The organism is Gudongella ferriphila (assembly GCF_046224405.1).
GTDB lineage: Bacteria > Bacillota > Clostridia > Tissierellales > Tissierellaceae > Gudongella.
Genome location: NZ_JBJXRK010000003.1, coordinates 18,008 through 39,598, shown reverse-complemented (window position 1 = coordinate 39,598; position 21,591 = coordinate 18,008). Strand labels below are relative to the sequence as shown.

Annotated in this window: 20 protein-coding genes, 1 tRNA gene, 1 pseudogene and 1 other annotated feature; of the genes and pseudogenes, 1 reads left to right on the top strand and 21 read right to left on the bottom strand. The window is 39.1% G+C overall.

Annotated elements, in window-relative coordinates; genetic code table 11:
* Positions 1–35: 35 nt before the first annotated feature.
* Positions 36–112 (top strand) — tRNA-Pro (locus ACKVDP_RS03460).
* A gap of 27 nt (positions 113–139) precedes the next feature.
* Here ACKVDP_RS03460 and ACKVDP_RS03455 read toward each other — a convergent pair.
* From ACKVDP_RS03455 to tgt, 21 genes and pseudogenes are all read right to left on the bottom strand, one after another.
* Positions 140–1,168: an NAD(P)H-dependent glycerol-3-phosphate dehydrogenase gene (locus tag ACKVDP_RS03455; protein WP_409227409.1), complete on the bottom strand. Its 1,029-nt coding sequence runs from the start codon at positions 1,166–1,168 to the stop codon at positions 140–142.
* Positions 1,169–1,173: 5 nt separating this feature from the next.
* A complete protein-coding gene (gene plsY / locus ACKVDP_RS03450) occupies positions 1,174–1,761 on the bottom strand; it encodes a glycerol-3-phosphate 1-O-acyltransferase PlsY (RefSeq protein ID WP_409227408.1) in 588 nt (195 codons plus the stop codon).
* A gap of 2 nt (positions 1,762–1,763) precedes the next feature.
* Positions 1,764–3,080 (bottom strand): ribosome biogenesis GTPase Der, encoded by a 1,317-nt coding sequence (gene der, locus ACKVDP_RS03445; protein ID WP_409227407.1) that lies wholly within the window; start codon positions 3,078–3,080, stop codon positions 1,764–1,766.
* On the bottom strand, positions 3,077–4,414 hold the full coding sequence (locus ACKVDP_RS03440) for a DUF512 domain-containing protein (protein WP_409227406.1): 1,338 nt from the start codon (positions 4,412–4,414) through the stop codon (positions 3,077–3,079). The genes der and ACKVDP_RS03440 overlap by 4 nt, the downstream gene beginning before the upstream one ends.
* Positions 4,415–4,479: 65 nt before the next feature.
* Positions 4,480–5,709, bottom strand: coding sequence for a serine hydroxymethyltransferase (locus ACKVDP_RS03435; RefSeq protein WP_409227405.1), 1,230 nt, complete (start codon positions 5,707–5,709; stop codon positions 4,480–4,482).
* Between the two features lie 66 nt (positions 5,710–5,775).
* Positions 5,776–6,036 (bottom strand): metal-sensitive transcriptional regulator, encoded by a 261-nt coding sequence (locus tag ACKVDP_RS03430; RefSeq protein ID WP_409227404.1) that lies wholly within the window; start codon positions 6,034–6,036, stop codon positions 5,776–5,778.
* A gap of 6 nt (positions 6,037–6,042) precedes the next feature.
* Positions 6,043–6,372: pseudogene (locus ACKVDP_RS03425) on the bottom strand (SoxR reducing system RseC family protein); the annotation flags it as partial.
* 55 nt (positions 6,373–6,427) lie between these two features.
* The gene (locus ACKVDP_RS03420) at positions 6,428–7,180 is read right to left on the bottom strand and encodes a tRNA threonylcarbamoyladenosine dehydratase (protein ID WP_409227403.1); all 753 of its coding nucleotides are present in this window, start codon (positions 7,178–7,180) and stop codon (positions 6,428–6,430) included.
* Positions 7,170–8,957, bottom strand: a complete 1,788-nt coding sequence (aspS, locus tag ACKVDP_RS03415; protein WP_409227402.1) for an aspartate--tRNA ligase — start codon at positions 8,955–8,957, stop codon at positions 7,170–7,172. Before aspS ends, ACKVDP_RS03420 begins: the two co-directional genes overlap by 11 nt.
* A gap of 44 nt (positions 8,958–9,001) precedes the next feature.
* Positions 9,002–9,191: a binding site (T-box leader), on the bottom strand.
* A gap of 32 nt (positions 9,192–9,223) precedes the next feature.
* A complete protein-coding gene (hemZ, locus tag ACKVDP_RS03410) occupies positions 9,224–10,723 on the bottom strand; it encodes a coproporphyrinogen dehydrogenase HemZ (protein WP_409227401.1) in 1,500 nt (499 codons plus the stop codon).
* Positions 10,724–10,764: 41 nt separating this feature from the next.
* Positions 10,765–11,394 carry an MBL fold metallo-hydrolase gene (locus ACKVDP_RS03405; protein WP_409227400.1) on the bottom strand — a complete coding sequence of 210 codons (630 nt, stop codon included), beginning with the start codon at positions 11,392–11,394 and terminating at the stop codon, positions 10,765–10,767.
* 15 nt (positions 11,395–11,409) lie between these two features.
* A complete protein-coding gene (gene dtd, locus ACKVDP_RS03400) occupies positions 11,410–11,859 on the bottom strand; it encodes a D-aminoacyl-tRNA deacylase (protein WP_409227399.1) in 450 nt (149 codons plus the stop codon).
* A 13-nt stretch (positions 11,860–11,872) separates the two neighbouring features.
* Positions 11,873–14,035 (bottom strand): RelA/SpoT family protein, encoded by a 2,163-nt coding sequence (locus tag ACKVDP_RS03395; protein ID WP_409227398.1) that lies wholly within the window; start codon positions 14,033–14,035, stop codon positions 11,873–11,875.
* 4 nt (positions 14,036–14,039) lie between these two features.
* A complete protein-coding gene (recJ, locus tag ACKVDP_RS03390; RefSeq protein WP_409227397.1) occupies positions 14,040–15,794 on the bottom strand; it encodes a single-stranded-DNA-specific exonuclease RecJ in 1,755 nt (584 codons plus the stop codon).
* A gap of 65 nt (positions 15,795–15,859) precedes the next feature.
* Positions 15,860–16,222, bottom strand: coding sequence for a LapA family protein (locus ACKVDP_RS03385; RefSeq protein ID WP_409227396.1), 363 nt, complete (start codon positions 16,220–16,222; stop codon positions 15,860–15,862).
* Positions 16,223–16,248: 26 nt separating this feature from the next.
* Positions 16,249–17,106 carry a protein translocase subunit SecF gene (gene secF, locus ACKVDP_RS03380; RefSeq protein ID WP_409227395.1) on the bottom strand — a complete coding sequence of 286 codons (858 nt, stop codon included), beginning with the start codon at positions 17,104–17,106 and terminating at the stop codon, positions 16,249–16,251.
* Positions 17,107–17,116: 10 nt separating this feature from the next.
* Positions 17,117–18,382, bottom strand: a complete 1,266-nt coding sequence (gene secD, locus ACKVDP_RS03375; protein ID WP_409227394.1) for a protein translocase subunit SecD — start codon at positions 18,380–18,382, stop codon at positions 17,117–17,119.
* A gap of 10 nt (positions 18,383–18,392) precedes the next feature.
* The gene (gene scfB, locus ACKVDP_RS03370; protein ID WP_409227557.1) at positions 18,393–19,739 is read right to left on the bottom strand and encodes a thioether cross-link-forming SCIFF peptide maturase; all 1,347 of its coding nucleotides are present in this window, start codon (positions 19,737–19,739) and stop codon (positions 18,393–18,395) included.
* A gap of 74 nt (positions 19,740–19,813) precedes the next feature.
* Complete coding sequence (gene scfA / locus ACKVDP_RS03365) at positions 19,814–19,954, bottom strand: six-cysteine ranthipeptide SCIFF (RefSeq protein ID WP_409227393.1); 141 nt, start codon at positions 19,952–19,954, stop codon at positions 19,814–19,816.
* Positions 19,955–20,104: 150 nt separating this feature from the next.
* Positions 20,105–20,398 (bottom strand): preprotein translocase subunit YajC, encoded by a 294-nt coding sequence (gene yajC / locus ACKVDP_RS03360; protein ID WP_409227392.1) that lies wholly within the window; start codon positions 20,396–20,398, stop codon positions 20,105–20,107.
* Positions 20,399–20,458: 60 nt separating this feature from the next.
* Positions 20,459–21,580 (bottom strand): tRNA guanosine(34) transglycosylase Tgt, encoded by a 1,122-nt coding sequence (tgt, locus tag ACKVDP_RS03355; RefSeq protein WP_409227391.1) that lies wholly within the window; start codon positions 21,578–21,580, stop codon positions 20,459–20,461.
* Between the last annotated feature and the right edge of the window lie 11 nt (positions 21,581–21,591).

The following is a 21,591-nucleotide window of genomic DNA, read 5'->3' as shown; positions in this document are numbered from 1 at the left end:
AAAATGAAATTTATCGGATATAATACAGCTTGTGGCGGGGTGTGGCGCAGTTTGGTAGCGCACTAGTCTGGGGGACTAGGGGCCGTAGGTTCAAATCCTATCACTCCGACCAAAATAATGAGCTGGTATACCATTTAGGTTACCAGCTCGTTTTTTTATTTTTTGCCACTATTTCCATTTCGTGCTTCATGGATCTTCCCATAAGCTTACCAACTGACTCTCTTACATCTGCACCATTGTAAAGCACATTATAGAGCTCCTTTGTAATTGGCATTTCCACCCCTATATCTCCCGCCAGTTCATACGTTGACTTAGTGGTTTTTATGCCCTCAACAACCATGCCGATTTCTTCCACTGCCTTTTCCATCGAGAGGCCCTTTCCAATTAGGATTCCTGCTCGTCTGTTTCTACTATGCATGCTTGTGCAGGTTACAATAAGGTCTCCAATCCCTGAAAGCCCTGAAAAGGTATCGGGATCAGCTCCCAAAGCAACCCCCAATTTTGACATTTCGTAAATACCCCTGGTCATCAAGGCTGCCTTTGTATTGTCACCATATCCAAGACCATCTGATATTCCCGCTCCCAATGCAATTATATTCTTTAGAGCTCCACCAAGCTCTACACCTATTACATCCGGGTTTGTATATACTCTAAATGTGGAGCATGAAAATACATCCTGGATATATTCAGCCACTTTTTTGTTCGTGGAGGCCGACACAACAGTAGTAGGTATATCAAGAGCAACTTCCTCAGCGTGGGAAGGGCCAGATAGAGCAACAAAATCATTATCAGGAAAATATTCCCTTGCAATCTCTGAAATTCTCTTTTTTGACTTGTTTTCAATACCCTTTGCAACATTTACAATCACTTGTGATTTTTGAATCTTCCCTTCCAATTGTACAAGCAACTCTCTTACGCTGTTTGTAGGAACTGCAAGCACGACTATACTCCGTTCCTTCAAGATTTCATCAATATCTGTGCTTATTTCAAGTTGTTTTGGCAATTTAATATCCGGTAAATACTTAGGATTTTCTCTATTGTTGGACATGATTTCAAATTGTTCCTTAGATCTAATCCATATACCTGTATCCACATCATTTTTTGATAGCAATACTGAAAGAGCAGTTCCCCAACTGCCTCCACCTAAGACTGCTACTTTGGTTTTCAATGAAATCACCTGCCTATTTTATTTTCATTTCCTTTTATCAACCTCTTGATATTCCCTTTATGTCTGTAATACCCTAGTATCATCAAAATAAATGTAATAATCGAAGTAATGGCACCTCCGTCAGACATCCCGGTAAATGTAAGTGCAAACAAAACTGTTAGAAACACCAGTGAGCCAAGTGAAACATATCTGCTTATTGCTGCAGTCACAACACCTGCGATGACGCTGATTAGAGTGATCGGAAACTGCAGCATGGCCAAGGCAGCAATTGTGGTAGCTATTCCTTTTCCACCTTTGAACTTAAAGAATATTGGCCAGTTATGTCCCAGCACAGCAAATAAAGCTGCACTCATTCCCCCACTGTAGCCTCCAAGTCCAAGTCCGATCAGCACTGCAATGATCCCCTTGGCAAAATCCATTAAAAATGTTAGTACTCCTAGCTTTTTGCCCATGATTCGAAGTGCATTTGTTGCACCGGCATTTCCACTTCCATGGTTTCTGATATCGATTTTTTTAAAGAGCCTTCCAACAACATATGCCGAAGAAAAGCTTCCAATCAGGTATGAAAGAACCGGTATCAAAAAAATCTCCATATCTATTCTCCCTTTTCTCTCAACTCAAATTTAATCGGTGTACCCATAAATCCAAAGTGATTTCTAATTTGGTTTTCAATGTATCTTACATATGAAAAGTGCATTAATTCTTTTGAATTTACAAATATAACAAATCTTGGGGGTCTAACTGATACCTGTGTGCCATAATAGATTCTAGCCCTTTTGCCTTTGTCTGAAGGTGGCTGATTCATGAGAACGGCTTGATTTAGTATATCATTAAGCACTCCAGTGCTAATTCTCATATTGTAGTTGTTATTCACAATATTGATAGTTTCAAGTAGCTTGTCAACTCTTTGTCCTGTTTTTGCCGATATGAAAAGTATGGGTGCATAATTCAGGAAGCCGAAAGTCTCCCTCAAATCCTTTTCAAAAGAAAGATATGTCTTATCATTCTTATCTACAATGTCCCACTTGTTAACAGCCAATATTATTGCCTTTCCATTATCATGAGCATATCCAGCAATCTTTGTATCCTGCTCGGTTGGCCCCATAGTACCATCAATGACCATAACGCAAATGTCAGCTCGGTCTATTGCAGTAAGGGTTCTTACTACAGAATATCTCTCCACTTTTTCTGAGATATACCGCTTTCTTCTTAGACCAGCAGTATCCACAAAGATGTAGTCATTCTCTCCAACTGTGAAATGACTGTCTATGGAATCACGCGTTGTTCCTGGAATGTCGGTTACAATAACCCTTTCTTCTCCCAGAATGTGGTTGATCAGAGAGGATTTTCCTGCATTGGGTCTTCCGATGAATGCAACCCTTATGGTATCTTCATTGGCCTCTGTATCCTTATCATCAGGGAAGTACTTGGCAAGCTCATCTAAAAGATCCCCCAGACCCAATGACTGTTCAGCTGAAACCACCATGGGTTCCCCCAATCCCAGTTCGTAAAATTCGTATATCTCATCTGGTGTTTTCCTTGTATCAATCTTATTTGCTGCCAACACTACATTCTTCCCTGACCTTCTCAATAATTCTCCAATTTCCCTGTCAGTTGTAGTTATTCCTTCAACACCATCGACTACAAATAGTATTACATCTGCTGTATCAATTGCTATGTCTGCCTGCTTTTTAATGTTACTCATAACAATATCTTCGTTATCAGGTTCCAATCCACCTGTGTCAATCACCGTGAAATGCTGTCCCAACCATTCTGCCTCGGCATAAATCCTGTCTCTGGTCACTCCAGGTTTATCTTCAGTGATTGCGATCCTTCTACCTGCAATTTTATTAAACAATGTTGATTTTCCTACATTTGGTCTACCTACTATACATACAATCGGCCTACTCACGACCTCACCCCTGTCTCAATTAAATTAATCAGTTCAATACCATCCACATTGGATGGTACTATTTCAATACCAAGCTTATCAATTGCCTGGTGCAAAGTTACATTGTCAAGAAATATCTCCTCATCTCTTTTCAACATTGACCTTGGAATTATTACTTTGTCAAAGTCTTTATACTCTATGACCTGCTCAACTAGATCCATTCCAGTAACAAGTCCAGAGACTGTTATGGTTTCCCCAAAAAAATTATTTTTGATTGGTACTACCTCAATTTTAAGGTTGATATATTTTTTCATTATCATCGATGCTATTTCTTTCATGAATTCATAGGCTAGAGTTCCGGTTGCAAATACCAGGTTTTGCTTCAACTCTGTCAAAACCGATCCTTCAAGTGCTTCTTCTACCTCTGTTTTAAATGATCTTAAAAGTCCAACTCCATTTTCGTACTGGGGAAATCCTTCGTACTCATCATATTCAGGTAGTTTATTACCGGAAACAACATAAAATTCATCCGAGGCAAAGATATATCTGGTGCCAATTCTCTCAAGGAAATTGTTTTGCATTTCTTCAACACCCCTGATAACTTCTTCAGATGTGTTCCTGTCATATATTTCAAGTTTATCCAGACCTTGTCTGTATTTTGTTATTCCAACAGGTACAACCGCAACGGAATGAATTGATGGATAAAGGGTAGCAAGATCGTTGATAGTTCTCCTAAGCTCGTCTCCATCATTGACACCTGGTACAAGTACAATCTGACAATTCATTTCAATATTGACTTCATGAAATCTCTTAAGAATATCAAATATTTTACCTGCATTCTTATTCCTGAGCATCTTTACCCTTAGCTCAGGATTTGTTGTATGAACTGACACGTTAATTGGGCTCAATCTATAATCAATTATCCTTTGAATTTCATCCTCTCCCATATTTGTCAGTGTTATGAAATTACCCTGTAAAAATGAAAGTCTAGAGTCATCATCCTTAAAATATAATGTATCCCGCATATTTGGAGGCAGTTGATCAATAAAACAGAACATACATTTATTGTTACAGGTCTTTGCCCGGTCAATCAACGGATTTGTGAAAATTATTCCCAAATCCTCACCAGGATCCTTTTCAATTTCAAACTCCCAAACTTCTCCACCAGGTTTTTCGATTTCCACTACCAGATATTCGTCTGCCATCATGTATTTATAATCGATTACATCCTTTACTTTCTTGCTGTTAATACTTAGTAAGATATCTCCAGGATTAACATCCAGCTCATCAGCAATACTTCCCAACTCGACGTCTTCAATTATATTCCGTGCTTCCTTGATATTCGTTATTTCCATAATAAACCACCTGTCTTTAAACATTAGTTAAGCCTACAGCTAGCTGTAGGCTTATAATCACTGAACTAATATAGTGGGAATCTGTCGCAAAGCTCATAAACTCTTTGCTTTACAGCATCCTTGTCACTATCAGATTTCAGAGCTTCTGACATCAACTCCGCTATTTCCTTCATTTCAGCTTCCTTCATACCCCTTGTGGTCATTGCAGCAGTACCTATTCTGACACCACTTGTTACAAATGGGCTTTCAGGGTCGTTTGGTATTGTGTTTTTGTTTGTAGCAATACCCACATCGTTTAGCATAGCCTCTGCTACTTTCCCTGTCAAGTCTTTATTTCTAACATCTATCAGTATCAGATGATTGTCTGTACCTCCAGATACCAGCCTAAAGCCTTCCTCCAGCAATCCATCTGCTAAAGCTTTTGTGTTTAAAACAACCTGCTTCTGATAAACTTTGAAATCATCCTGCAGTGCCTCACCAAATGCTACTGCCTTTGCGGCTATGACATGCATCAATGGTCCACCCTGAATACCTGGGAAAATTGCCTTGTCTATTGCCTTTGCATATTCAGCCTTGCAAAGTATGGCTCCACCTCTTGGACCTCTTAGGGTTTTATGAGTAGTGGTTGTAACAAAGTCAGCATACGGTACCGGATTCTGATGCAGACCTGCAGCAATCAATCCAGCTATGTGTGCCATATCAACCATGAGATATGCTCCTACTTCATCAGCTATTTCCCTGAACTTACTGAAATCTATCTCTCTCGGATACGCACTTGCACCAGCAACAATCATTTTTGGTTTTTCTTTATGGGCTATTTCCCTGACTTCATCATAATCTATAGTTTCAGTTTCGGAATTGACTCCATAATCAACGAAATTATAGTAAACACCTGAAATATTAACCGGGCTACCATGAGTAAGATGTCCACCTTGTGACAGCTTCATACCAAGCACCTTATCTCCAGGCTTTAAGAATGCAAAATAAACTGCTAGATTAGCATTTGATCCTGAATGTGGCTGCACATTTGCATGATCAGCACCAAATAGTTCCTTTAGCCTATCAATTGCCAGAACTTCGGCCTTATCAACTATTTCACATCCCCCATAATATCTTTTGCCAGGGTAACCTTCTGCGTATTTGTTTGTAAGCTGACTGCCCATTGCCTCCATTACAGCCTCAGAAACAAAGTTTTCAGACGCTATCAACTCGATGTGCTTATTCTGACGATCGATTTCCTCCTGTACAACTTCCATGATTGCTCGGTCTGTTTCCTTTAGATTACTAAAATTCATATCCCGACTCCTTTCAATTGAATTCTGTTACACCCTATAAGGGTGCACTTAGGATGAAGCAGCAGTCTACTTTGTATATTTCAGCATTATCTCAATCAATTTATCAAGATCTTCCTCAGAACCATCGGGTGCCTCCAAAAGACAATTCTTCATGTAATTCTCAAGGATTAGTCCCCCGACATTATTCAAAGCGCTTCTGGCTGCTGAAATCTGAACCAGTATATCCCCACAGAACTTATCTTCATCCACCATTTTTTGTATACCCTTTATTTGCCCTTCTACTCTTCTCAATCTTACAATTATTGAATCCTTGTCCGCCAAAACCACCCCTCCTTATAGCTTTCTTGTCATGACTATAATACTCTCGTCCTTCTTTGCAAATACCTTGTCTATTATTCTTACAACCACTAATGATATTGCCAGGAAAAGTATACCCATTCCAAAAATCATCAGTTCGTTATTGGCTGTGTCAACTCCTTTGAAAAGGCTGTTACCTAATACAATCCCCAGAATAAGGAATGCAAATGGAATCATATAGATTATGGTAACATATTTCATTACATTCTTCTGTACTGCCTGAAGCTCCACAAAATCACCAGGCTTTGCATCAATATTGTTTTTTACCGTTACATAATGAGGCTTTACTTCGCAAGAACTTGCGCAAGAATTACAGCTGCCTCATCCTGAAGCTCTCTTAACTTCAAGCTGTACCTTTTGTTCATCTACCTTCTTTATTACAAATCCTATTTGATCCACTTCTTCTCTCCTCCTGTCCTACTATATCCTTTATTACTTCTGATGCTATTATCAAACCTACCACAGGCGGAACAAACCCTACGCTTCCAGGGACTGCCTTCCGACGATCTTTTTCTCCAAGATTTACCTTTAGGGGCTCCTCCTCAGAGTATACAACCTTAAGGTTTTCTATGCCTCTTTTTCTTAACTCCTGACGAATAACCCGAGCCAAGGGGCAAATTTTGGTGTCATATATGTCTGCAACCTTGAAATCAGTGGGGTTAAGCTTATTCCCTGCTCCCATAGAGCTAACTATTGGTATTCCCATGGATTTTGCTGATACTATCAGGTCAATTTTGGATGATATCATGTCAATCGCATCTATAATGTAATCATAGTCATCCACCAGTAGTTTCTGTCGTGTCTCAACCGAATATTTTTCTTTGAGCACAACAACCTGTAAGTCTGGATTGATTTCCAGGAGTCTTTTCTTCATGGCATCCACTTTCGGTAACCCTACAGTACTATCTGTTGCATGAACCTGACGATTGATATTGGTTACATCTATTATATCATAATCTACAAGAACTAGCTTGCCAATTCCTGTTCTTGCTAGAGCTTCTGCAGCATATGACCCAACTCCTCCAACTCCGAAAACCGCAACAGTGGCATTTTTCAATTTCTCCATTGCTCCCTCTCCAAGAAGGTATGCTGATCGTTCAAATCTACTTTTCATCTTTCAACTCAACCCTGATGTGTACTTCCTCAAGCTGCTTCTGTGAAGCTTCTGTGGGAGCATCAGTCATAAGACAAGTTGCAGATTGAGTCTTGGGAAAGGCTATTACGTCTCTTATATTTGCGCTTCCGGAGAATAGCATGACCAATCTATCTAGTCCAAAGGCTATTCCTCCATGCGGTGGTGTACCATATCTAAATGCATTTAGAAGAAAACCAAACTTTGATTCTGCCTCTTCCTTAGTGAAACCCAATGCACTAAACATTCTGGATTGCAGCTCTGAATTGTTGATTCTAATACTTCCGCCACCCATTTCATCACCATTTATTACCAAGTCATAAGCTTTAGCCCTTACTCTATGGGGTTCACTTTCCAGTAGATGGACATCTTCTTCAACCGGGTGTGTAAACGGATGATGCTTTGCAACATACCTGTTTTCTTCCTCATCGTATTCGAACAGTGGAAAGTCAGTAATCCATAATATCTTATAATCCTCTTCACTGATCAGGTCAAGTCTTTTTGCAAGCTCATTTCTCAGGTTGCCTAAACTATCATTTGCGACATTGATGCCGTCAGCCACAAAAAGCAATAGGTCACCAGCTTCTCCTTGGAAGAACTCAATTATTTCCTTCATTTCTTCATCACTAAAGAATTTGGCAATTGGTGAACTTATTCCATCCTCCGTCATTTTTACCCAAGCCAATCCCTTAGCACCATAGGTCTTTGCGTAATCCTCAAGCTTGCTTATATCCTTACGTGTAAACTTCTCGGCTCCAGCCTTTACATTTATCCCCTTAACTACTCCACCATTTTGGATGGTTTCATTGAATACCTTAAATCCACATCCTTTCAAAAGCTCTGAAGCATTTTTAAGCTCCAGTCCAAATCTTAAATCAGGTTTGTCAACACCATATCTCTCCATGGCTTCATCATAAGTCATTCTTTTCAGTGGCAGCTCTATTTCAATTCCCTTAATTTCCTTGAACAACCTTTGAACGAGCTTTTCATTTATCCCCAATACATCTTCAACATCAACAAAGCTCATTTCCACATCCACCTGAGTGAACTCAGGCTGCCTGTTTGCCCTTAAATCCTCGTCTCTGAAGCATTTCACTATCTGATAGTATCGATCCATTCCGGATACCATGAGAAGCTGTTTCATAAGCTGTGGTGATTGTGGCAATGCATAGAACTGTCCAGGATTTACTCTGCTTGGCACAAGATAATCCCTTGCTCCTTCCGGGGTTGGCTTAGTTAGCATTGGAGTTTCAATTTCCACGAAACTGTTTTCATGGAAGAAATCCCTCACAACCTTTGCAATGTTTGCCCTAAGCTTCAAATTTTCTTGCATTGAAGGCTTACGCAAATCAAGATATCTGTACTTAAGCCTCATTGTCTCACTTACATTATCTTCATCCTTAATGTAAATCGGTGGTGTTTCAGCTTCATCCAGTATTCGAATCTCCTCCGCTAGAACTTCAATATCTCCAGTTGGCATGTTAGGATTCTTAGATTGCCTTTCTCGAACTTTTCCTCTAATTGCAATTACATATTCAGCTCTAACTGTTTCAGCCTTTGACATCATTTCCTTTGGTGCCTCGTCATCGAATACTATCTGAACCATTCCAGTGGTATCTCTAAGATCTATAAAGAGTAGCCCCCCAAGATTTCTTTCTCTTTGTACCCATCCCATCAGGATAACATCTTTGCCTACATCCTCCATCCTCAGACTTCCACACATATTTGTTCGTCTTAAATTCCCCATTCTTTCTCCCATATCCATTACCTCCTTAAAATAAATAAAGCCCCTCATCTCTGATTTTCAGGGACGAGAGGCTATCTCGCGGTGCCACCCTAATTAGGTTTTCCTCACTCAATTTATAACGTATTTCACGAGCAGTTAAACTGCTGACTCAAAGGTGTCTTCACAGAATATTGGCACTGAATTCCCACCATCATCAGCTCTCTTAACCCAAGTGATTCCATTACTTTTCCTTATCAAAGTCATTTTATTTAATTTAGATAATTATAAAATAATACTTACTATGTGTCAAGGTATAACTTGCTCCACGAAGCTTCAATTTCATTGATTTTCTGCCTTTTTCGACTTTTCAGCTCAGACAGTCTTTCCATATATTCCCTAATGCTTCTGAAGTTTGCCAAAGTGTCAATAGTCTTATCCAGCTTATTATAAAATTTAGAGGTTGATCCCATGCCGATTCCAATTATGGTTTCCTTCTCTTCCATTATTGAAACATTGTACAGACTTGGATTGTCTTTTTTACTGTAGCCAATGTTTTCAAAATTTCCCATTATTTGTTTTTGCCTATATAGGTAATATGGAATCATACTATTCTCTTTGGCAAACTCGGATGCCATGCGGAGCATTTCCTGAATTTCAACCGTAGGTGTAATTTCATACTTTTCCCTATCAAGAATGAACTCAGAACCCTTTTTAACAGCAAGTGTATGAACTGTGAGATTGTCCGGCTCAAGCTTTCCAATGATCTTAAGAGTTTCCCCAACACTTCTTCTGTTCTCTCCAGGAAGCCCTACAATCAAGTCCATATTTACGGTTTCAATTCCAATTTCCTTGCTTAGCCTGTATGCTTCAACAATGTCCTTGGCAGAATGTTTTCTTCCAATGATCCTCAATGTATTATCGTCCATTGTCTGTGGATTGATGCTAATTCTATCAACTCTATTACTTTTCAGCAGTTCCAGGTATTCACGATCTATTGTATCAGGTCTGCCAGCCTCAACTGTAAGCTCTTTTATTCCTCCAAATCTCATATTGATATGGAATAGGAGTTTACTCATAAGTTCCTTCGGTAAGGATGTGGGTGTTCCTCCACCAATATAGACAGTATTTGGATGCCAGTTGCACATCATGGAATATGTGTCTTCCAGCTCCTCAATCAATGAATCTACATATTCTTTCATAATATCGTTATTCCTGTCAGCTATAAGGGTTGGAAAAGAGCAATAAAAACATCTTGTTGGACAAAACGGGATACCGATGTATATACTGTAGCTATTTTTGTCCAATGAATCCAAAATAGGTTTCTGAGTTATTGAAACATCCGCTATAAGTCTTGCCTTGTCAGGACTTAACAAATACGAATCTGTTAGCACCTCAATGATGTTTTCCTGTGAAAGTCCCTTATCCATAAGAATTTTAGCCACTTTTACAGGTCTTATCCCTGTCAGTATTCCCCAAGGTGGTTTTGTATCCAGATTCCTTGATAAGAGCCTATAGATAAGATATTTAACTGTATTATTTCTTGATGCGCCATCTCCTCTAAAGAAATCCTTGCCCGGATATGACATTTTTTCAAAATCAACAAGAATATTATTTCTAAGAAGTGATACCTTGTACACTTCATCTTGTAATGAAATGTGAATCGTTTCAGACAACTTGTCTAGTGTTTCCTTTGAGTCTGGTCCAATTATGTTTATCTTACTGTTACCATAAAAAGCCCTTACCAGTTCGTAAGGGTCATGTGTCTTTATTCTATTGTCATCTACCAATATATAAATCATCTTCATCACTCTAATCATTAAATTATATCAAAATCAATGAACTACTCTCTCCATCTGCTAATGAATGGATTGTTCCTTTTCTCAACACCTATTGTCGATTGCCCTCCATGTCCAGGATAAACAACTGTTTCTTCTGGTAGGATCATAAGCCTTTCCATGATGCTGTTCATCAATGTATCAAAATCTCCTCCGTACAGATCTGTTCTTCCGATTGATCCCTGAAAGAGAGTGTCCCCTGTAATTAGTATTCCATCCACCAACAGGCATATTCCGCCTTTGGTATGACCTGGTGTGTGTATGACTTTAATTTCCTTGTTACCAACTTTAATCACAGAACCATCTTCCAATAGTATATCCGGCTTAAAATAAACGTCTCCCATTGGCATTGCCGTAGAAAGGTTAAGGGCGCTGTCTCCCACCATGTCCTCATCATCCGAGTGTATCATAACGGGTACACTAAGCTTTTCTCTTAACTCCATCACTCCACCTATATGATCTCCGTGTCCATGAGTAAGAACAATTGCAGCTACCTTTACATCGTTCCCATCTAAATATTTAATAATATCGTCAATGTCTCCAGCCGGATCTACCACCACCCCATCTCCATCCTCATTATGGATAATATAGCAGTTTGCTGCGTATACACCTGCTTGAAGTCTCTTAACTATCATATGTGTAATTCCTCCTTAGAACAACTTATTGCTATCCAGTAAAATAGTGACCGGACCGTCATTTACATAATCAACCATCATATGAGCCCCGAAAACTCCAGACTCTGTTCTTATTCCCATTTCAGTGGTTCGTTCTATAAACCTTTCATAAAGCCTGTCCCCCACATCAGGGGAAGCTGCATCTGTAAAGCTTGGCCTTTTACCTTTCCTGGCATCGCCATATAATGTAAATTGAGAAATTGCTAGTATTTCTCCCCCGATATCCTGAACCGATAGGTTCATCTTTTCATTCTCATCCTCAAATATTCTAAGGCCTGTCACCTTGTTTACCATATATTCCAGATCGGTCTCGGTATCATTCTCTCCAACACCTAGATAGACTAGAAGACCTTTCTCTATCTCACCTACAATTTCATCATTAACAATAACCTTTCCTGATGAAACTCTCTGCACCACCGCTCTCATCTATTGACCCCCTTTATGCTGTCACTCTGTAAACATCAAATACATTTCCTATCTTTCTCACTTTTTTCATTAAATCGTTTAGTTGCTCCTTATCATGTATCTCCAATATCATTGTAATCAATACTGACTTATCTTTATTTGTCCTCGCATTAAGGGAGACCAGACCAATATCAGCATCATTAATCTTAAGCGCTATTTCAGCCAACAATCCTGGACGGTCAGCAGCTCTTACTTGAATTTCTGCATTATAGGAGGCTTTCTTCTCAAAGTCCCAGGTAACTTCAATCAATCTTTCCTCATCGGCAAGGTCTGATTTGATGTTTGGGCAATCTGTCCTGTGTATTGAGACCCCTCTTCCTCTTGTAATAAAACCTACAATATCATCCCCTGGTACTGGGTTGCAACACTTTGAAAACCTTACCTTTATGTTGTCAATTCCCTTTACCTTAATACCCTGGGTATGCTTTGGTTTTGATTTCCTTGCAGCTTTCTGGATATTGCTTTCAATGATATCCTTTTCTTCTGGCTTAAAGTGTTCACTGTAAATTTCCTTAAGTTTATTTATTACCTGGTTTAGGGTTATGCTACCATAACCAATTGATGCATAAAGATCTTCTATTGAGTTTATGCTAACCTTTGTAGCTATGTTCTTGAGCCATTCATCCTTGAGAATGTCAGATGGCTTGTATCCAAGACGTTTTATTTCCTTTTCAAGGTATTCTTTTCCCTTTGCAACGTTTTTATCCCTTTCCTTCAATTTAAAGTACTGTTTGATTTTTGTCTTGGCCTGGTTGCTCTTAACAATCTTTAGCCAGTCTCTACTTGGTCCGCTACTGTTTGCACTGGTGATTACTTCAACAATGTTACCGTTTCTAAGTTTATGATTCAATGGTACAATTCGGTTATCAACTTTAGCTCCGACACACTTGTTTCCAACATCAGTATGAACCCTATATGCAAAATCTATTGGTGTTGAGCCTTCTGGAAGATTTATTACATCTCCCCTTGGTGTAAAGACAAATACCTCATCAGTAAAGAAATCAATTTTAAGAGCCTCCATAAACTCCTTTGGATCATTCATATCGCTTTGCCATTCCATAAGTTGTCTCAGCCAGGTCAACTTTTCATCAAAATTATCTGTTTTAGGATTACCCTCCTTGTACTTCCAATGGGCAGCGATACCATATTCAGCTGTCCTATGCATATCATAGGTTCTAATCTGCACCTCAAATATTTCACCTTTATTTCCCATAACGGTCGTGTGGAGCGACTGATACATGTTTGGCTTGGGCATCGCCACATAATCCTTGAATCTACCTGGTAGAGGCTTCCACAATGTGTGTACGATTCCCAATGCACCATAGCAATCCTTAATGTTATCAACAAGAATTCTTACTGCCGTAAGATCATAAATCTGTTCAAATGCCTTTCCCTGGTACATCATTTTCTTGTAAATGCTGTAAAAGTTCTTTGGTCTGCCATTAATATCAGCCTTGATACCCATTTCTCCAAGCTTTTCATGTAAAATATCTATAATCTGATCAATGTATGCTTCCCTCTCCAGTCTGCGCTTTGAAACCTTATCAACCAAATCATAGTAATTCTCAGGATCAAGATACCTAAGAGATAAATCCTCAAGCTCCCATTTTATCTTTGAAATTCCTAATCTGTGTGCTATTGGAGCATAAATCTCTAAAGTTTCAATAGCTTTTTCTTTTTTCTTTTCATCAGTCATATACTCCAGAGTTCTCATGTTGTGCAATCTATCTGCTAGCTTTACGATAATTACACGTATGTCCTTAGCCATAGCAACAACCATTTTCCTAAGATTCTCAGCCTGATTTTCCTGCTTTGTCTTGTAGTGGAGCTTTTTCAACTTGGTTACTCCATCTACCATGTCAGCAACCTCTTCTCCGAATTCTTCCTTGATCTTTTCATAGCTGACATTTGTATCCTCTATTACATCATGTAGCAAGCCAGCTATTATAGTTGAAGTATCCATGCTTAAGTCAGCAAGCAGCATTGCAACATGAACCGGGTGAACGAAATACTTTTCACCTGAATTTCTTACCTGACCTTCATGTGCAGACTCGGCAAAGTTGTAGGCTTTTATAATTAACTCCATATCAGCCTGCGGATTATATTGTTCAATTCTCATTAACAAGTTTTCTAGCATAGTCTCACCCTCTTGGTCTGGTTCTATCGAATCGATAGTTGTTTATGACAATCTGTATGGATGTTCTTCCCATATATTCATTAATTGATGGATGAAATACAATATCCAAGGCTACTTCATTGTCAACTCCTGAGATAAGCTTTTCACGCTCCGTTATGCCATAATAAAGATCAACTTCCTCTAGCCATTTGTCTGCGTTACAAAACATGATTGCTTCCATTTGCCCCTGCAATGGATTGTTTATACCAAATTTGACAACATTTCGCTTGTTTCCAAGCACAGTCGCCTTTGCAAGGTTCAAACCCTTAAATCCAAAAAGAGGCTTTGGATTGGCCTTGCCAAACGGCTCCAACTTGTACATATCGTCAATAAATTCATAGTTTATCTTATCAAGCGGCATGGCCATATCTATATATACCCTACGAACGAGGTCTTCATCCTCTAAATTCGTGTTGTTATTAAGACATTTACGTAATCTCTCAATGTTATCTTCTTCAAGAGACATACCTGCGGCCATTGGATGTCCTCCAAACCTTCCAAGCAGGTCCTTGCACCTTGTAAGCTCTTCAAACAAGTGATAGGACTCTATTGACCTACCAGAACCCTTGACGCCTTCTCTGCCTCTTGTCAGGACTATAGTAGGTCTATTATACTTTTCTTTAATTCGGCCTGCAATAATTCCTGCAACACTTTCATGAATGTCAGGATTAAATACAACTAGTATCTTGTCATCAAGGTATTTTTCTTGAATCATACTATCAATTTCTTGAGTACCCTTTTCGGTGAGTTCTTTTCTATGTTCATTTAATTTCCTAAGTTTGATGGCTATTTCACTGGCTTCAGCCTCTTGGTCCGCTAGTATCAGTTTAAGTCCAAGCAGAGCACTGTCCAATCTTCCGGAGGCGTTTAGACTTGGTCCAATTACAAAGCCAACATGATAGACTGTTATTGTCTTACCATATAGTCCAGATTCTTTCATGAGGGCTCTTAATCCAATATTGGAGGTATTGTTGAGCAAGTTCAAACCTTCCCTTACAAAAATCCGATTCTCTCCAACAAGGTCAACAACGTCACAAATTGTTGCGATTGCAACCATTTCCAATAAGGGCTTCAAATCAATTTTTCTCTTGGATAACTTTGCCAAATGGCTAGCTAGCTTAAATGCAACCCCTGCTCCACACAAGTTCTTATCAGGATACTTACAGCCAGGCTTCTTTGGGTTAAGTATGCAGTCAGCCTTAGGCAAACCACTTAATGGAATATCGTGATGGTCGGTGACTATCATGGTCATATCCATATTCTTTCCTGTTTCAATCGGTTCAAAGGCTGCTATGCCATTATCACATGTAATTATTGTGTCCACTGCTGATGCCTTTGCATTCAAAACTATATGGGTGTTAATTCCGTAACCGTCCTGGATTCTGTCAGGTATTGTGAAGTCTACATCAGCACCAAGGTCTCTCAAGGTGGTGTATAGGATAGATGTAGACATTATGCCATCCACATCAAAGTCTCCTACTATGAGTATCTTCTTGCCATTATTTATTTTATCTAGAATAAGTCTTCCTGCTGCATCCATGTCATCCATCAGCATTGGGTTGTAAAGATTTTCAATATCCGGATTTAAAAATGACTCAATCTCGTTCTTCTCGATTAGTCCTCTATTAATTAAGATTTTAGCCAAAGGCTTTGATATTTTATTCTCCATTGAAATTTTGTTAATATCACCTGGATTGTTTCTAATAAACCACTTTTCCAAAAAATCACTCCAATAAAAAAAATAGAATTTAGATAATATTATCTAAATTCTACCACTTTGTTGGCCTAATTTCCAGAAAAATCATTCTCCTCGTCCACTTGCTCTGGAGATTCCTCGTTTCTTCCATAAAGCAGCTTTAATTGCTCTTCCTTTTCATTAACTCTCATAATTAATGATTGATTCTCTGACTTTAGTGATTCCATTCCGTTCCTCTGTTCCTTGATCTGTTTCTTAAGCTTCATTTCCCTTAACACACCAAATAATGTAGCAACTGCAGCCCCTAGTAAAACCGAAATGAATATCACTATGGCCTGGGAAAGCATCACTCGTGCAAATACAAAGTCAATCTCCACCACATCACTGTTGCTCAAAGCAAAAATCCCAATAATAATTGCCAATATCAGTATGAGTATAAAGCTCTTTTGCATCTCCATCACCCCCTTGTATTTTCTATCTATATTGTTTTACCCTTTTTCAGGCTAAACCATACAGGTGTTGCAATAAACAGAGAGGAATACGTTCCTGATAGCATACCTAAAAGTAGTGGCAAAGCAAGAACTTTTACATCCTCAACACCCAATACATATAGAGAACCTACAGCAATTACTGTAGTGATTGTTGTATTTATGGTTCTTCTCAATGACAGTTTTACACTATCTTCAATAGTTTCTTCAAGTCCTTTTTTTTGGTTTAGTCTCAATTCCTCCCTTATCCTGTCAAAAATAACAATTGTGTCATTGATAGAATAACCAACAATGGTTAGCATTGCAGCTATAAACGAGCTGTTTACCGGTAGTCTGAGTAATGAGTAGATTGACAACGCTATAAGTATATCATGAATTAAAGCAACTATTGCTGCTACTCCAAACTTAAATTGAAATCTAAAGCTTATATATGCAAGCATAAGCAAAGCAGCAATTCCAATGGAAAGAATCGCCCTATTCCGAATCTCCTTCCCCATAAATGCTCCAAATTTTTGAGCTTGATAGTTATCGGGGCCCATCTGGAACCTGCCAACAAATTCATCTACGATATTTGATATTTCAGTGTTCCCCAAATCTAGTGAGCTCCTTACTATTAGCTCCTCCTTCCCTGAACCGGCATGAATGATGCTAGCGCTTTCGTCATATTTATCCATTATCTCTCTTGCGTCCTCAACCTCCACGAAAGTGCCGATATTGAGTTGGATCATTGTTCCGCCTGTGAAATCTATACCATAATTCAGCCCGTTGGTGAAAAACATAATCAGACCAGCTAGAATTATGACCAGGGAAATCATGTATGAGTATCTTCTATTCTTAATTATATTCATTGTCTTCCTCCTAAGCTCCATAAAGCTTTGTGTTTTTTCCGCCAGTTATGTGAGCCATCAGCCTCAAAACATATTTTGTGAAAAAAACTGCAGTGATCATTGACGCACCAATACCAATTATCAATGTAACTCCAAAACCCTTTATTGGTCCTGTACCAAAATTATACAAAACAAGGCCTGCAATAAGAGTTGTGATGTTGGCATCTAAAATTGATGTCAATGCCCTTTTAAAACCTGCATCAATTGAAACTCGAACGCTTTTTCCCACCTGTATCTCTTCCCGTATTCTTTCATAAATCAGAACATTCGCATCAACGGCCATGCCTATTGAAAGAACAAGTCCGGCTATTCCTGGTAGTGTAAGCTTTACCCCAACTCCCATCATAGACCCTACCACCAACAATACATACACTATCAATGCAAAAGATGCAACTATACCAGGAACCCTGTATACAATAATCATAAATGCAAATATCAATGTCAATGCAACTCCAGCTGCCATTATGCTTCTCTCATAGGCCTCCAATCCAAGTGTTGGTCCTATTACAGAGGTCTGAAGCTCAATCATTTCCACCGGTAAAGCGCCTGCGTTTATTAATGTGGCAAGATTCCCTGCGCTTTCAATTGTAAAGCCTCCAGTGATGATTGCTCTACCATCGTTTATTGTCTCATCTACAATAGGACTGGATATTACGACGCCATCTAGTATGATGTAGAGTATCTTATCCATGTCATTCTCTTCAGCTGCTAGAGCCGCAGTTGCTGTTCTGAAGTGTTCTGTTCCCTCTTCATTGAACTCAAGGCTAACGACTGGTTCCTCTCCGCCAAATTGAGATGGGTTCATAATAACTCCTGAATTTTTTACGTGCTTTCCTGTAATTACAGTTTCACCTTGTGGGGTCTTGAATTCAAGCAAAGCAGTTTTCCCTATCAAATCAATTGCCTCTTGTGGATCCTCCAGTCCCGCTAGCTCAATTCTGATTCTATCTTCATTCTCAATTGCAATATTCGGTTCAGACACTCCTAAACCGTCGACTCGATGTCCTATTATCGCCTTAGTCTCCTCCATCATCCTTCGCAGTTCATCTCCAGTTGCATCAGTGTTAGCTTCAAGTACCACATAAACACCACCGGCAAGGTCAAGTCCCAAGTCTATTGATTCCTTGGCGTTTTTGTAAGTGACATCTCCAAATGTGATGCCATTAATGGCAAAGAACGCCAAACCTATTACAATTGCAAGTATTACAGCCATTATGGCTATGCTTCTTGATCTCATTCTCTACCTCCTATGCCTCTTGGTTTGCCAGAACAGAAAGCGCACACTCTATCCTCTTTTTCTCCATCTCACATCCGATTTCGTAAGGTTTCATAATGTCATTGTGCGCATAATGGGCATTTGCGTGACAACCACCGCTGCAATAGAACCTAGCCCAACAATTTCTGCATTCTTCCTTGTTATATACATTTGCAACTTTGAACTTATCCCTGAGCTCAATATTTAAAATACCAGTATCCAATGTTCCAAGTAGAAATTCCTTTTCTCCAACAAACTGGTGGCAGGGATACAGTTCGCCCTCTGGCGTTACTGCAAGGTACTCGCTTCCAGCTCCACATCCAACTGCCCGTTTAACAACACATGGGCCTTGATTCAGGTCGATCATAAAGTGGAAGAACATAAACTCGTCATCCTGCTGGGTTAGTCTGATGTACTCTTTGGAAAAATCTTCATATTCCTGTAAAATTCTATCAAGATGTTCTTCCCTAATTGCATAGTCCATTTCTTCAGGTGCAACGACTGGCTCAATTGAAATCTTTTTGAATCCCTCCCTGTGGAAACTAACTGCATCCTTTCCAAAATCTAGATTATTACTAGTAAAGGTACCCCTAACATAATAATCCTTATCGCCTCTGGCTTGTATCATTTTTTTAATGTTTGGAAGGATCACATCATAGCTACCCTCACCACTAACAGTTAGCCTCATTGCATCATTTACTGTCTTTCTACCATCAAGGCTAAGTACAACGTTATCCATATTTTCGTTGATGTACTTAATTTTATTGTCATCCAAAAGGACACCATTTGTAGTTATGGTAAATCTGAAATGCTTGTTGTATTTCATTTCTATGCTTCTTCCATAATCCACCAGGTCTTTGACTGTTTGAAAATTCATTAAAGGCTCTCCACCAAAGAAATCAACCTCAAGATTCCTTCTGTTGCCTGAGTTTTGGGCAAGGTATAGCAGGGCTTTCTTTCCCGTTTCAAGATTCATCATGGACCTCTCACCTTTGAAGTTACCCTGGGATGCAAAGCAATACTCACACTTGAGATTACAGTCATGGGCAACATGTAGGCACATTGCTTTAACTATATTGTCCTCATTGTACTTAAGATTCGATATATCCTCAGCATCAGAAAAAAGCATTCCATTTTCTTCAAGGAATCCAATTTCTTTGTAGGCCTCTCTTATATCCTTTTCGTCGTAAGTGCTCACCATATTTCGGATTATGCCGTCCAGATCATTGCTTACATAATGGTCTAGCAGGTCAAATACAAGTTTGTCAACTACATGAACTGAACCGCTATTAACATCCAGTACCATGTGCCTCTCATTCAAATAGAACTTATGTATCAAGTCTTGTTTCAACTTATTTCCTCCTTATTTTTCTCAAATAAAAAGCAGTGGAAAACCCACCACTCTTCATTATGCTACTTATTTTCGCATTTCTGATTTCCAACTGTACAGGATGTCTTGCATGCTGATTGGCAAGATGTCTGACACTCGCCACAACCGGCATAGGAAAGAGTATCCTTAAGTCTGCTCTTTGTCAATGTCTTTATGTACTTCATATTCTTCCTCCTATCCCTGGTCAACAGGTTTTAATGGGTTAATTATACCATAAGCATTATGTATTATAAAGTAGTTTTTGGTTTATGAAATATTACCTATAAAAGAAGAAAAACTTCCAATTAAGGAAGTTTTATTCTTTAACATTCAGCTTACTCAGCTGCTTCGTCGCTTCTGTTACCGCTGTCTTTAAGTACAGAACCAACTGCCCATCTTGTGACCTCTAGTCTTGTTTTAGCTGAACCTGACTCCAAGGTAAGAACATCCTCTTTGGCTTTCACTATTTTACCATAAATACCACCGATTGTAACTACCTCATCTCCTACTCTAAGCCCGCTTCTCATTTCCTTGATCTCTTTTTCTTTTTTCTTCTGTGGTCTAATGGCAAAAAAGTAGAAAATTACCAAAAGTCCAATTGGAAGAATAAATGCTTGCAGTTGCTCCATTTAACTAATCACTCCTTTTCTTATATATTATTATACATGAAATAGCGAAAAAATCACCACTTAATCTACTGAATATCCATAATTTTTATAAAATTCCTCTCTATACTCAAGTAGTTTATCATTTCTAATTGCTTCTCTGATCTTCTCCATGGTTCTAATCAGGAACCTTAAATTGTGAATTGTAGTAAGTCTCAAAGCAAGTATTTCATTCACGTTGAAAAGATGTCTTATATATGCTCTCGAGTAATTCTTACAAGTGTAGCAATCGCAGTCAGCATCCAATGGTGTGAAATCCTTGGTGTATTCAGCATTTCTTATAACCACCTTGCCTTTTGTAGTCATTGCAGTGCCGTTTCTGGCTATCCTTGTTGGCAAAACACAATCAGCCATATCCACTCCTCTTATAACAGCTTCAAACAGATAATCCGGGGTCCCTACGCCCATTAGATATCTTGGTTTATCTTCAGGCAGCAGTGGTGTTGTATAGTCCAGCACCTCACACATTGTCTCCATTGGCTCCCCAACACTCAAGCCTCCGATTGCATAGCCACTGAAATCCATTTCCAGTAGATCCTTTACGCTTTGTTCCCTAAGGTCTTTGAACATTCCTCCCTGCACTATTCCAAAAAGACCCTGCTTATCCCAATTTTGATGATGGTCTCTACACCTTTTAGCCCACCTTGTTGTCCTTTCCATGGATTGTTTTGTATACTCATAATCAGCTGGATATGATACACATTCATCAAAACACATCATTATATCGGAGCCAAGTGCGTTTTGTATATCAATAGCTGTCTCAGGGCTGATAAAGTGCTTTGAGCCATCTATATGAGAACGGAACTCCACTCCTTCTTCCTTAATTTTTCTAAGGTCGCCAAGGCTGAAAACCTGGAATCCACCACTGTCTGTCAGAATTGGTCCATCCCAGTTCATAAATTTATGGAGCCCACCAGCTTCCTTGATAAGTTCATGACCTGGCTTAAGATAAAGATGGTAGGTATTTGACAGTATTATTTGCGCACCCAAATCCTTAACCTCTTCAGGTGTCATGGTCTTAACTGTAGCTCTAGTTCCAACAGGCATAAATATTGGTGTCTCAATTTCACCATGTGGAGTTGTTATCTTCCCAAGTCTTGCCTTGGTCTCTGTCGATTTCTTCAATAATTCATATTTTATTGCCATTTTAACCTCCT